The following is a 13,194-nucleotide window of genomic DNA, read 5'->3' on the forward strand; positions in this document are numbered from 1 at the left end:
TCGCATCAGGCGGCGAGCTTCGAAATATCCGCGACGCAATTCATCTGCTGATGCAACGCGCCGAGCAGAGCCAGGCGATTGTTTCGCAGCGCGGGATCTTCGGCGTTCACCATGACGTCGTTGAAGAACGTGTCCACGGCATCGCGCAATGCGGACAACGCGGACAGCGCTTCCGTGTAGTTGCGCTCCGCGAGTTGCTTCTGCACGAGCGGTGCGACCTGTTCGAGTTGCGCGTAGAGCGCCTGCTCGGCAGCTTCCTGCAACAACGCAGGTTGCACGCTTGCTGGAACGCCTTCGGCCGACTTCTTCAGGATGTTCGAAATACGTTTGTTCGCAGCCGCGAGCGATCCGGCTTCAGGCAACGTCGCGAACTCACGCACTGCTTCCAGGCGGGCAACGATGTCGTCCAGCCGCGTGGGATTCAGGCTCAGCACGGCGTCGATTTCGACTGCGTTGAAACCGCGTTCACGCAGCACACCCCGCAAACGGTCGATGAAAAACGCGTAGATTGCATCGGTCGAATCGGCGACTTGCGGCATATCGGCGAACTGCTTTTGCGCGGTGCGCAGCAGGTCGAACAAGTCGATAGCCAGTTTCTTTTCCAGCAGGATCCGCAACACGCCAAGGGCGTGACGGCGCAGCGCGAACGGATCTTTTTCGCCCGTTGGCTGCAAGCCGATACCCCAGATGCCCACGAGCGTTTCCAGCTTGTCGGCCAAAGCCACGGCACTGCTCACGCCGTTCGACGGGGTTTCATCGCCGGAAAAACGCGGCTGGTAATGTTCCGAACACGCGAGCGCGACGTCTTCCGCTTCGCCGTCGTGGCGTGCGTAGTACGTGCCCATCGTGCCCTGCAGTTCCGGGAATTCACCAACCATGTCGGTGAGCAAATCGGCTTTGGCGAGCAGCGCGGCGCGTTTCGTGACGGCGACGTCCACGCCGATCATCGGAGCAATTTCGCCTGCCAGCGCTTCCAGGCGCTGCACGCGTTGCAGTTGCGAACCCAGCTTGTTGTGATAAACCACGTTCGCGAGCTTCGGCACGCGATCGGCGAGACGCGTCTTCTTGTCCTGCTCGAAGAAGAACTTGGCGTCGGCCAGGCGCGGACGGATGACGCGCTCATTGCCTTCCACAATATCGGCGGGCGTATCGGTTTCAATGTTCGACACAATCAGGAAACGCGAACGCAGCTTGCCGTGGTCGTCGGTCAGCGCGAAATACTTCTGATTCGTCTGCATGGTCAGGATCAGGCATTCCTGCGGCACTTGCAGGAACGATTCGTCGAAACGGCACTGATACGCGACCGGCCATTCGACCAGCGCATTCACTTCGTCCAGCAGCGATTCAGGCATCACCACGCGATCTTCACCCGCGAGCGCCAGCAATTGCGTGCGGATGGATTCGCGGCGGTCCTCGAAATTCGCGACGACACGGCCCTTCGAGCGCAGCGTTTCCGAATAGTCATCGGCGTGACTGATTGCCACGATTCCGCTCGACAGAAAACGATGACCCAGCGTGGTGTCGCCGGAGTCGATGCCAAGCGCGCTCACCGGCACGATGTCACGGCCATGCAGTGCAATCAGCCCGTGCACCGGACGCACGAACTGCACGCTGGCGCCGTCGGGCCGTTGATACGTCATGAGCTTCGGAATGGGCAACTTGCCGAGCGTTTCGGTCAGCGCGGTTTGCAGACCTTCGGCAAGCGTTGCGCCGGGCGCGGCGTAGCGCAGGAAAAACGCTTCGGCCTTGCCGTCTTGTGCGCGTTCGAGGTCTTCGATCTTGAAGTCGGGAAACCCGAGCGCCGCAAGTTTCTTCGCGAGCGGCGGCGTGGGTTGTCCGTCTTTATCGAGCGCGACGGAAACAGGCAGCACTTTCTCGCGCACTTGCCGTTCGGGCGCGATCGCGCGCACGTTCTTGATCAGCACGGCGAGACGGCGCGGCGTGGCGAATTTTTCGAAACTCGCTTCGCCTTCTATCAGGTCGCGCGCGGCGAGCCGCTGCACGATGCCTTCGGCAAACGAGGTGCCGAGACGCGCGAGCGCCTTCGGAGGCAGTTCTTCGGTGAGCAGCTCAACGAGCAGCGATGCTTGATTGATTTCGGTCATTGTTATGTCGTGCTCTGGTCAGGCCTGATCGATATTGCGCTCGACCTTCATCGCCGGCGCCCAAGCGGGCTTGGCGGCGTCTTCTGCGTCGGTGGTGAGTCCGGCGGCGGCGTGTACGGGGTTGCCCAGCATCGGGAAACCGAGCGCCTCGCGCGACTCGTAATAACCCTTCGCGACAAGACGCGAAAGATCACGAATCCGCCCGATATACGCCGCGCGCTCCGTCACCGAAATCGCGCCGCGCGCGTCCAGCAGGTTGAACGTGTGTCCGGCCTTCAGCACAAGCTCATATGCGGGCAGCGCCAGCTTTGCGTCGATCATTTTTTTCGCTTCGGCTTCGTAGCTCTTGAAGAACGTGAACAGCAAGTCGACGTTCGCGTGCTCGAAGTTGTACGTGGACTGCTCCACTTCGTTCTGGTGATACACGTCGCCGTAAGTCAGGCGCCGCGTTTCAGGACCGTTCGGGCTGTTTTCTTCCCATTCGGTCCAGACGAGGTCATAGACGTTCTCGACCTTTTGCAAATACATGGCAAGCCGTTCGAGACCGTAGGTGATTTCGCCCAGCACCGGCTTGCAATCGATACCGCCAACCTGCTGGAAGTACGTGAATTGCGTCACTTCCATGCCGTTGAGCCACACTTCCCAGCCGAGACCCCACGCGCCCAATGTCGGATTTTCCCAGTCGTCTTCCACGAACCGCACGTCGTTCTGCTTCAGATCGAAACCGAGCGCTTCGAGCGAGCCGAGGTACAAATCGAGGATGTTTTCTGGCGCGGGTTTCAGCACCACCTGATATTGGTAGTAGTGCTGCAGGCGGTTCGGGTTGTCGCCGTAACGGCCGTCCTTCGGGCGGCGCGACGGCTGCACATACGCTGCACGCCACGGTTCCGGGCCGATCGCGCGCAAGAACGTGTGCACGTGCGACGTCCCCGCGCCGACTTCCATGTCGATGGGCTGGAGAAGCGCGCAACCCTTGTTGTCCCAATAGGATTGCAGCGTCAGGATGATTTGCTGAAAAGTGAGCATGAATGCCTTTGAAGCGTGCCTTCGAGGTCGGGCCGGCGAATTGATGTAACCAGGCGTCTTTAGAAGCGCACCGGAAATTCCGACGGCCGGAGGGCTAAAACCTTGAATTTTAGCGGGAATAAGGGGCTAGCGCGACTTTTCGGGGCTGAACCGCACAGCCATAGGCCATTCGGCCGGGAAAAACGCGGGTTATGTCGCCAATCGTTTCACCATGGGCACGCAATTCATCGTCAGGCCGCGCGGCGATCGATATTGCGCGATTTCATCGCCTTCAAAACCGAGTGAACGATAAAACGGCGCGGCGTTCAGCGTGGAATCGAGCCGTAGTTTCGTGCAACCCTTGGCACGCGCGAGCGTTTCGAGATGCGCCATCATGCCCGCGCCGATGCCGCGTTTCATGTACGCGGGATCCACGAAGATTGCGTCGATCTTGCCTGTCGTGACATCGATCATGCCAGTGGCCGCAACGCGGTTGTCCACAGTCGCCACGAGGAAACGCTCTTCGACGGCATCGGCGAATGCCTTCGATGTCGCGCCGCCCGTCCATTCTTCCAGCTGACTTAGCGGATATGCGTTGATGCACCCGCTCATCACGGCGGCACGGCGAATGCGCCACGCGTCGTCGGCGTCGGCGCGCGTGGCTTTGCGAATGATGAACGCGGGCGGATGCATGAGCCGTCTTCAGGTCTCCTTGCGCCCCGGCGCGAACGCGAAGCCGAACGCCAGCAACAACAGCGAAACGAGGATCACCGTCATGTTGCCGCTCGTCACGTAAGGCGTGCGACCGGACGTGCCTTGAACGGTGGCATCGAGGGAACCGGTCGTGTAGACCGGCAGCCTTGCCACCACCGTGCCGTTCGCCGCGATCACCGCGGTCGTACCCGTGTTCGTGGAGCGCAACATGGGGCGGCCGGTTTCGATGGAACGCATGCGCGCCATCTGCAAATGCTGGTCGAGCGCAATGGTGTCGCCGAACCACGCGAGGTTCGTCGAATTCACGAGAATGCCCGCGGGCGCTTCCTGCTCGCGGATGGTCCGCGCGATTTCCTCGCCGAAAATATCTTCGTAGCAGATATCGACGGCAATCGGCTGGTTGTGCACGAAGAACGATTTCTGTACGGGCGGCCCGCGCCCGAGGTCGCCGAGCGGAATGCCCATCAACGCGACGAACCAGTGAAAACCGCTCGGCACGAATTCACCGAAAGGCACGAGATGATGTTTGTCGTAACGGTAGACGTCGTTCTGGTTCGGCGTGATGCCGAACAGGCTATTCGTGTAGTCGGTCGCGCGGCCTTCGGGCGAAACGGTCACGCCGATAGCGCCGAACAAAATGGACGAGTTGGTGCTATCGGAGAATTGACGCAACGCTAAAGCAAGATCCTGCGGCACTTGCGCGGCAAGAACGGGAAACGCGGTTTCGGGCGTCACGATCAGATCGGCCGGTTTTTCGGTGATCAGCTTCCTGTAAAGCTGAAGCGACTGATTCACGCCTTCCTGCTCGAACTTCATCTCCTGCTTGACGTTGCCTTGCAGGAGCCGCACGGTCAGCGGCGAGTTAGCGGGCAGCGTCCATTCGACCAACGACAGCAACACGCCCGATACAACCAGACCGATCGCCACGGCAAACGGTGTAAACTTCGCGCCAATCGACCCGTTGCGCCGAAGCGCATAAAAGCCCTGCACGAGCAGCGCCGCCACGAGCGCAAGCACCCAGCCGACGCCATATACGCCCGCGATAGCGCCAAATCCCGCCAGCGGGCCGTCGACCTGAGCGTAGCCGCTCGAAAGCCATGGGAAGCCGGTGAAGACCAGGCCGCGCAGCCATTCGCCGAGCGCCCAAGCGCTCGCAAATGCGAACGCGCCATGCCATGTAGGGACGAAACGCGGTTCGCCCGCGGCCGGAACGATGGAACCGTTGTCTTCGTACCGCGCGCGCCCGGCACAAAACGACCAGATAACGCCGGCAAGCGCCGGATAGATCGCGATGTACGCGGAGAACAAAACAACAGCCGCAGCCGCCAGCGGTGCCGCCATGCCGCCGTAATCGTGCATGCTCACGTAGAGCCACCAGACGCCCGTCACAAAATTGCCGAAGCCGAACGCCCAGCCTGTGATGGCTGCGCCTTTCCATCCGCTGGTTCGGGTGAGCCACGCAAAAAACAACGCGAATATGACCAGCTCGATCCAGCCGCCATGTGGCGTAGGCGCGAATGAAAGCGTATTCGCGGCGCCCAGGATTGCCGCAACGAGGTAGTGCCACAACGGCAAGGACTGGGCGTTATCGATCGGGGCAGTGCGCCGGAAGGCAAAACGGGAATCGGCCATGGATTACGAAGTCGGCTTGAAAGTTAGGGATGACGAGGCGTGACCGTCGCTCGTCATGGTGTGATCATCAGCATGAACACGTTGCGTGACAACGCGCCCATGCTGGCTTTAATCGCGGTCTTCGTCGCTGTCGCGGGAGCGGCCATCGAGCGCGGGCACGTTGGGCGCACGCCGCACGCGCAGCACGTGAATCTGGCGGGCGTCGCCGCGCAGGATCTCGAACACGAAGTCGTCGATCTTCACCTTCTCCCCGCGATGCGGCACGCGGCCAAAACGATGCGTCACCAGGCCGCCGATGGTGTCGACTTCGTCGTCGGAATAATGCGTGCCGAATTCTTCGTTGAACTGTTCTATTCCTGTCAGCGCACGCACACGATGCCGCCCGTCAGGCGTAGCGATGATGTTGCCAGCTTCTTCGTCGAAGTCGTATTCGTCTTCGATGTCGCCGACAATCTGTTCCAGCACATCTTCTATGGTGATCAATCCGGCCACGCCGCCGTATTCGTCCACCACGATTGCGATGTGGTTGCGGTTCACGCGAAAGTCGTGAAGCAGCACATTCAGGCGCTTTGATTCGGGAATGAAAACAGCCGGGCGCAGCATGCCGCGGACATCGAATTCTTCTTCGTGGTAATAGCGCAGCAAGTCTTTTGCGAGCAGCACGCCAATCACGTTGTCACGATTGCTTTCGAACACCGGATAACGCGAGTGCGCTTTTTCCAGCATGAAAGGAATGAATTGCTCCGGCGTTTCAGCAATGTTGATTGCGTCCATTTGGGCACGCGGAATCATGATGTCGCGCGCGCAGAGTTCCGAAACCTGGAACACGCCTTCGATCATGGAGAGCGAATCCGCGTCGAGCAGATTGCGTTCGTGGGCGTCCTGGAGCACTTCCAGCAATTCGTCGCGAGATTCCGGCTCGTGCGAGATGAAATCGGTCAGGCGCTCGAGCAGCGTGCGCTTTTCCGGTTTTTCAGCAGGTTTGTCGGTATATCGTCGACTGGGATAGGCGTCGTTCATAGTGGGGCGTGCGGAGTGTTCCGAACGCAAAATCACGGAAAGTTAAGAATACACCAAGGAAATTTCGCGCCGATTGATCCGGCGCGAACGCGTGCAACATCGTGTGCAAACATCGTAACTGATAAATATGGGCGCAGTATGTCGGGCGTTTGACGTTGGCCGATCGGACTATATTTTCCGAAAAACTTTATTCCTGCGATGAATCGGCGTCCTTGCAGCGCTGCAAAAGCGATTCGAGCGCACGGTCCGGCATGCCGCATTCGCGCAGCGCGGCGACCGTGCGGCTCACGTATTCGAGCGTGGTGCCGTATCGGCCGGTCGCGCAGCCAAATACGCGGCGCACGATCGGATCGCCGAGCTTGCCGGTGTAAGTGGGCGCTTCACGGCGCATGACGAATGAGAGCGCGTCGACTTTCCGGCCATCGATCAAGGTGCACGGCAGCCACGCCACGCGATACGAATTCATCGCCATTTCGCGCCGCCACAGCACTTCAAGATGTTCGTCCGCGCCTTCTGCTGCAAGGCGGAAAGCCATGCCGGAACAGGAACCACCGCGATCCAGCGCGAGCACCAGTCCCGGCTGTTCGGGCGTCCCACGATTCACGCGCGACCACAAATACAGCCCGCGATGATATCCGTGCACCTTGCTGCGCACCGTTTCCACGGCGGGCAAACCCGGATTCCAGATCAGCGAGCCATAGCCGAACAGCCATAGATCGGTCTTCCGGTCCCAATGCGCCAAAGCTTTTTCACGCGATGCCAGCAGTTCTGCGTCGGTGAGAAGACGCGACTCCGCGAAGACCGGCGGATAGTCGTAGTCCGCGGGCGGCAGTTCAGGAAGCGGGGAGAGATCGTCGGTCACGGCTTAATCGGCGGGCAACGGCAAGTAAGGATCGGTGAAACCGAGTTTCTGCATGATGCCGGTTTCGATCGATTCCATTTCATCCGCCTCGGCGGAATCTTCGTGATCGTAGCCTTGAGCATGCAGCGTGCCGTGCACGATCAAATGCGCGTAATGCGCGGCGAGCGGCTTGTTCTGCTCGCGCGCCTCGCGCTCCACAACGGGACAGCACAAAATCAGGTCGCCGGAAACCGGATCGTCTTCCGATTCGGCGTACGCGAACGTCAGCACGTTCGTGGCGTAATCCTTGTTCCGATACGACCGGTTGAGCGTGCGGCCTTCATCGGTATCGACGAAACGCACCGTCAGTTCCGCGTCCGCGAAGAGCGACGCCTTGATCCAGTTCGCGACCGTCGCACGCGGCAACAGCGCCTTGTGCTCCGGATACGCCTTTGCAGCGGGAAATTGCAGCGTCAATGCAAGTTTCGGCATGGCCTTGATGGAAGCTTATTTTGCGGCGGCTGCGTCGGAATCGCGCTGTTGCTGCGCGTCGTACGCTTCCACAATGCGCGCGACCAGCGGATGGCGCACCACGTCCACGCTGGTGAAACGCGTCATGGCAATACCGCGCACGTCCGCGAGCACGTGCTGCGCTTCGATCAGCCCGCTCTTGTGGCCGCGCGGCAAATCGACCTGCGTGGTGTCGCCGGTGACCACGGCCTTCGAGCCAAAACCAATACGCGTCAGGAACATCTTCATCTGCTCGGGCGTGGTGTTCTGCGCCTCGTCCAGGATGATGAACGCGTGATTCAGCGTCCGGCCGCGCATGTACGCGAGCGGCGCGATCTCGATCATCTGGCGCTCGAACATTTTCGCGGTTTTATCGAAGCCGAGGAGGTCGTAGAGCGCGTCGTACAACGGACGCAGATACGGATCCACTTTCTGCGCGAGATCGCCGGGGAGGAAACCCAGGCGTTCACCCGCTTCCACCGCCGGACGCGTCAGGACGATGCGCTTCACCTGATCGCGCTCGAGCGCATCGACCGCGCACGCCACCGCCAGATACGTTTTGCCCGTACCCGCCGGGCCAATGCCGAACGTCACGTCGTGCGCGATGATCTGCTTCAGATAATCGCGCTGCATGGGCGTGCGCCCGCGCAGGTCGGCGCGTCGCGTGTAGAGCTTCGGGCCCGGATCTTCCTCTTCGCCCAGGTCGATGGTTACGTTGGGTTCATCGAACGGATGATCGGGGTCGCCACGGAAACGCGGATCGACAGGTTCCGAATTCAGATTGTTCGATGGCTTCGCGGCATTCAACCCGCGCCGCGCCGCATTGCGCGCTTCGACAAGCGCCAGCTGAATGTCGTCCACCGACAGCGACTCCTTCGCGCGGTTGTAGAAATTCTCGAGCGCCGTGAGCGCCACTTTCGCGCCGCGTCCACGAATGGTGATCTTGTGACCACGGCGCGTGAGCGTCACGTCGAGCGCCTGCTCGATCTGCCGCAGGTTTTCGTCGAGCGGGCCACACAGGTTGGCGAGCCGCGCGTTGTCGTCGCGCGGTGCGGTGAATTCCATATGCTGCTGAGCGGTCTTCAAGGCGAGAGTTGGAGTCCTGTCGAAGCTTCAGTTTAGTGAGTCGTGGCCGGCGTCAAAATCAGTTCGCCGCGCAACGAGTGAGGATATGCCACGTTGATTTCCACGTCGACCATCTGGCCAATCAGCCGTTTGTGCGACGAAATCGGCGCGGGGAAATTCACCACGCGATTGTTTTCCGTGCGCCCGGCCAGTTCGCTCGGATCCTTGCGCGACGGGCCTTCCACCAGAATACGCTGGACCGATCCCAACATGGAATTGCTGATTTTCGCAACGTTCGCCTCGATGGTCGCCTGCAAATGCTGCAAACGCTTGAGCTTGACTTCGCGCGGCGTGTCGTCGTGCAGGTTCGCGGCGGGCGTGCCGGGACGCGGGCTGTAGATGAACGAGAAACTCGTGTCGTAACTCATTTCGTCGATGAGCTTCATCATTTTCTGGAAGTCGTCTTCGGTCTCGCCGGGGAAACCGACGATCATGTCCGTGGACAACGACAAATCCGGACGGATTGCGCGCAGTTTGCGGATCACCGACTTGTATTCGAGCACCGTATAACCGCGCTTCATGGCCATCAAAATGCGGTCGGAGCCGTGCTGCACGGGCAAATGCAAGTGGCTAACCAGCTTTGGCACTTTCGCGTAGGTATCGATCAGCCGCTGCGTAAATTCCTTCGGATGCGACGTGGTGTAGCGGATCCGTTCTATACCGGGAATCTCCGCCACGTATTCAATCAGCGTCGCAAAATCCGCAATGTCCGTGGAATGCTGTGTCACCGGCCCGCGATACGCATTCACGTTCTGCCCGAGCATGGTGACTTCGCGCACGCCCTGATCGGCGAGTCCGGCGATTTCGGTGAGCACGTCGTCGAGCGGCCGCGATACTTCCTCGCCGCGCGTGTAGGGCACGACGCAATAGCTGCAGTACTTGCTGCAGCCTTCCATGATCGATACAAACGCGCTCGGGCCATCCACGCGCGCTGGCGGCAAGTGGTCGAACTTTTCGATTTCGGGAAACGAGATATCGACTTGCGAGCGTCCGCTGGACCGCCGTTTCGCAATCATCTCCGGTAGCCGGTGCAAGGTTTGCGGCCCAAACACGAGATCCACGTAAGGCGCACGCGAAACGATCGCCGCGCCTTCCTGGCTCGCCACGCAACCGCCCACGCCAATGATCAGGTTCGGATTCGCTTCCTTCAATTCACGCACGCGGCCGAGGTCCGAGAAGACTTTTTCCTGCGCTTTTTCGCGCACGGAGCACGTGTTGAAGAGGATTACGTCCGCGTCTTCGGGCGTATTTGTCTGGGTGAGGCCGTTCGCTGCGTTGAGTACGTCGACCATTTTGTCGGAGTCGTACTCGTTCATCTGGCAGCCGAAGGTCTTTACATACACTTTCTTGGTCATGAATTTCGCCGGTCGCAGTGATTAGTCTGGGGGCGCGGTTTTTAATGCGTTGATGGGATTCTTCTGCAATTTTAAGCGCTCGTTTAGCCTTGTCAGGCCGAATTTGGCGCATTGCGTAGCCCAATATTATAGCGCCCGCTCGACTTCTCGCCCGGGCTGGCCGGGAGGATAGGCGAGGTCGCCGAGCAATTCCTCCGTCGCGCGGGCGAAGCGTTCGGTGAGGAAATCCAGTAGCACGCGCACGCGCGGCGCCATATACCGGTTCGCGTGAAAGAGCGCGTGGACCGCCGCCTCGTGGGAACACCAGTCGGCCAATAACATTTTCAGCGCGCCCGAATGGACATCGGCGGCGATATCCCATATCGATTTATGCGCAATGCCTTGCCCGGCCAGCGCCCACGCGCGGGACAAGGCGCCGTCGTTGGTTTCCCACGCGTCGGCGAGCGGGATGATGTGGGTGTATCGCTCATCGCCTCGCACGAAGTTGATTTCGTTGAGCGTGGCAGTCGATGTCACCAGTACCGAGAACGAATGTCCTGCGAGATCGGCGGGCGATTTGGGTTCGCCGTGTTTTGCCAGATATTCCGGCGACGCGCACAACACGCGCCGGTTTGGCGCCAGGCGGCGCGCGACGAGGCTGGCGTCGGGCGGAAGTCCAAAACGAATCGCCAGGTCGATGTCCTCGCGCAGCAGATTCGATACCGAATCGGCCAACGTCAGCGCGAAGCTGACGTCCGGATGAATCCGGCTGAATTCATCGAGCCAATGGCACAGCAGGTTGCGCCCGAAATCCGATGTCGCCGAAATCCGCACCTTGCCGCGCACGAGGTTTTGGCCGGCGTGCAGCGCGGCTTCACCGTCTTCTATGGCCTGCAGCGCGATCTGGCAATGCCTCAAGTAAAGCTGACCTTCGTCGGTGAGGCGCAACTGCCGCGTGGTGCGCTCGAAAAGCCGCGCCGTTAGCGATTTCTCCAGCTTGAGCAACCGCGCGCTGGCCGCAGCTGGCGATAACCCCAGCTTCCTTCCCGCCGCCGACAAACTCCCAAGCGCCGCAGCTTCTACGAACAGACGCATATCGCCGAGTCGATCCATCGTGATTTTCAAATGCGATTTGATAATGGTTCAAATGCTACGCCAATTATCAAAACACATCTAAGCGCGGAAAATTTGCCGCATTGCAGCGAACGAGGTTGATATGAAGCTGGATCACGCCACGATTGTTACGCCCGACTGCGAGCCGATGCGCCGTTTTTTCACCGATATCGCCGGCATGTCGGTCGGCCCGCGTCCGCCTTTCGGCATTGGCGGCTGTTGGCTTTATCTCGATGGCTCGCCGGTCGTGCATCTGATAGAAAGCGGCTCGGTTCTGGCCGCGCCGGCGGGTGCGCGGGCGGCGACGCGTATCGACCACATCGCGCTGCGCGTAACCGATGAAGCCGAATGGCAGGCGCTCCTCGCGCGTTTGAGCGCGCACGCCGTTCCCTTTTCCGAAGCCGATGTTCCCGTCTCCGGCGAACGGCAGTTGTTCGTGCAACTCGCGCCCGGCGTTGTTATCGAGTTCGTCATTCGGCATTTCTAAACCAAGCCAAGGACTTTTCCATGCCTATTCCACTTTTAGCGCTCGCCATCAGCGCATTTGCCATCGGCACGACCGAGTTCGTGATCATGGGACTGTTGCCGGACGTGGCCCGCGATCTGGCTGTATCGATACCGTCTGCCGGGTTCCTCGTCACCGGTTATGCGCTCGGCGTGGCCGTCGGCGCGCCGCTGCTCGCCGTACTCACCGCGAAATTGCCACGCAAGCTATCGCTCCAATTGCTGATGGGCGTGTTCATTGTCGGCAACGTGATGTGCGCCGTCGCGCCCGGATATTCCATGCTGATGGTCGCGCGGGTGGTGACGTCGTTCGCGCATGGCTCGTTTTTCGGCATCGGCGCGGTGGTCGCGGCGTCGCTCGTTCCGGCTGAAAAGCGGGCGAGCGCGATTGCGTTGATGTTCACCGGGCTCACCCTGGCAAACGTGCTGGGCGTGCCGTTCGGGACGTTTATCGGGCAGCAGTTCGGATGGCGCGCGACGTTCTGGGTGGTATCGGCGCTCGGGCTGTTGTCGTTGATCGGCGTGGCTGCGCTCGTTCCGAACAAGCACGACTCGGGGCCATCGAACTTCGGTCACGAGTTGCGCGTGCTGAGAGAGCCGCAAGTCTGGCTGGCGCTTGCCATGACGGTGCTCGGCTTTGGCGGCGTGTTCGTGGTGTTCACCTACATTGCGCCGATCCTCGAGCAGGTCAGCGGTTTCGGGCCGCATGGCGTGACGCTCGTGCTGGTGCTGTTTGGTATTGGATTGACGATCGGCAACACGATTGGCGGCAAGCTCGCCGACCGCGCGCTGATGCCTTCGCTGATGGGCATTCTCGTCGCGCTCGCCATCATCATGGTCGTGTTCGCGAAGACCAGTCATAGCCAGATCCTCGCCGCGATCACGATTTTCATCTGGGGCATCGCCGCGTTTGCGACCGTGCCGCCGCTTCAAACGCGTGTGGTGGAGAAGGCGAAACACGCGCCGAATCTGGCATCGACGTTGAATATCGGCGCGTTCAATCTGGGCAACGCCGGCGGCGCGTGGCTTGGCGGCGTGGTGTTGCAGCAAGGACATCCGCTGGATTCGCTGCCGTGGGTCGCGGCGGTCGTGGCAATCGTGGCGCTGGCCGTGACGTGGTACGCCGCGCGACTCGATAACCGTCGCGAAAGCGCCGGCGCCCGTGCGGCGGATGCTGTTTGATTCTCATCGGCCGGGCCAACTGCATTGACCCGGCGACCTCAACCGACTAGCGTGTCGTGCGCGCCGCGATCAGTCACACTCGCGGCTGATCGCTTCAATCCGCGATTCA

General features: G+C 60.5%; 12 protein-coding genes. 2 read left to right on the plus strand and 10 right to left on the minus strand.

Translation table 11 applies throughout. From position 1 onward, the window contains the following. Positions 1 to 5 precede the first annotated feature (5 nt). From glyS to ASG35_RS00140, 10 genes are all read right to left on the minus strand, one after another. Complete coding sequence (gene glyS, locus ASG35_RS00095) at positions 6 to 2,105, minus strand: glycine--tRNA ligase subunit beta (protein ID WP_056351357.1); 2,100 nt, start codon at positions 2,103 to 2,105, stop codon at positions 6 to 8. 18 nt (positions 2,106 to 2,123) lie between these two features. Beyond that, positions 2,124 to 3,131: a glycine--tRNA ligase subunit alpha gene (gene glyQ / locus ASG35_RS00100; protein ID WP_082508166.1), complete on the minus strand. Its 1,008-nt coding sequence runs from the start codon at positions 3,129 to 3,131 to the stop codon at positions 2,124 to 2,126. A 189-nt stretch (positions 3,132 to 3,320) separates the two neighbouring features. Further along, positions 3,321 to 3,803, minus strand: coding sequence for a GNAT family N-acetyltransferase (locus ASG35_RS00105; protein WP_056351360.1), 483 nt, complete (start codon positions 3,801 to 3,803; stop codon positions 3,321 to 3,323). A gap of 9 nt (positions 3,804 to 3,812) precedes the next feature. Then, positions 3,813 to 5,456, minus strand: coding sequence for an apolipoprotein N-acyltransferase (gene lnt, locus ASG35_RS00110; protein WP_056351363.1), 1,644 nt, complete (start codon positions 5,454 to 5,456; stop codon positions 3,813 to 3,815). A 108-nt stretch (positions 5,457 to 5,564) separates the two neighbouring features. After that, positions 5,565 to 6,476, minus strand: a complete 912-nt coding sequence (locus tag ASG35_RS00115) for an HlyC/CorC family transporter (protein WP_056351368.1) — start codon at positions 6,474 to 6,476, stop codon at positions 5,565 to 5,567. A 187-nt stretch (positions 6,477 to 6,663) separates the two neighbouring features. After that, the gene (locus tag ASG35_RS00120) at positions 6,664 to 7,338 is read right to left on the minus strand and encodes a gamma-glutamylcyclotransferase (protein WP_056351371.1); all 675 of its coding nucleotides are present in this window, start codon (positions 7,336 to 7,338) and stop codon (positions 6,664 to 6,666) included. A gap of 3 nt (positions 7,339 to 7,341) precedes the next feature. Next, positions 7,342 to 7,818 carry an rRNA maturation RNase YbeY gene (ybeY, locus tag ASG35_RS00125; protein ID WP_156392924.1) on the minus strand — a complete coding sequence of 159 codons (477 nt, stop codon included), beginning with the start codon at positions 7,816 to 7,818 and terminating at the stop codon, positions 7,342 to 7,344. Positions 7,819 to 7,824: 6 nt separating this feature from the next. After that, entirely contained in the window at positions 7,825 to 8,913 is a 1,089-nt protein-coding gene (locus ASG35_RS00130; protein WP_056351377.1) for a PhoH family protein, read from the minus strand. Positions 8,914 to 8,945: 32 nt separating this feature from the next. Beyond that, a complete protein-coding gene (gene miaB, locus ASG35_RS00135) occupies positions 8,946 to 10,307 on the minus strand; it encodes a tRNA (N6-isopentenyl adenosine(37)-C2)-methylthiotransferase MiaB (RefSeq protein WP_056351380.1) in 1,362 nt (453 codons plus the stop codon). A gap of 126 nt (positions 10,308 to 10,433) precedes the next feature. Further along, positions 10,434 to 11,399 (minus strand): LysR family transcriptional regulator, encoded by a 966-nt coding sequence (locus ASG35_RS00140; RefSeq protein WP_056351381.1) that lies wholly within the window; start codon positions 11,397 to 11,399, stop codon positions 10,434 to 10,436. 103 nt (positions 11,400 to 11,502) lie between these two features. Between ASG35_RS00140 and ASG35_RS00145 the strand changes: the two genes are divergently transcribed. Both ASG35_RS00145 and ASG35_RS00150 read left to right on the plus strand, forming a co-directional pair. Further along, complete coding sequence (locus ASG35_RS00145; RefSeq protein ID WP_056351383.1) at positions 11,503 to 11,886, plus strand: VOC family protein; 384 nt, start codon at positions 11,503 to 11,505, stop codon at positions 11,884 to 11,886. Positions 11,887 to 11,906: 20 nt separating this feature from the next. Further along, entirely contained in the window at positions 11,907 to 13,085 is a 1,179-nt protein-coding gene (locus ASG35_RS00150; RefSeq protein WP_056351386.1) for an MFS transporter, read from the plus strand. The last annotated feature ends 109 nt before the right edge of the window (positions 13,086 to 13,194 follow it).

It is taken from the genome of Burkholderia sp. Leaf177 (assembly GCF_001424345.1).
Taxonomy (GTDB): Bacteria; Pseudomonadota; Gammaproteobacteria; order Burkholderiales; family Burkholderiaceae; genus Caballeronia.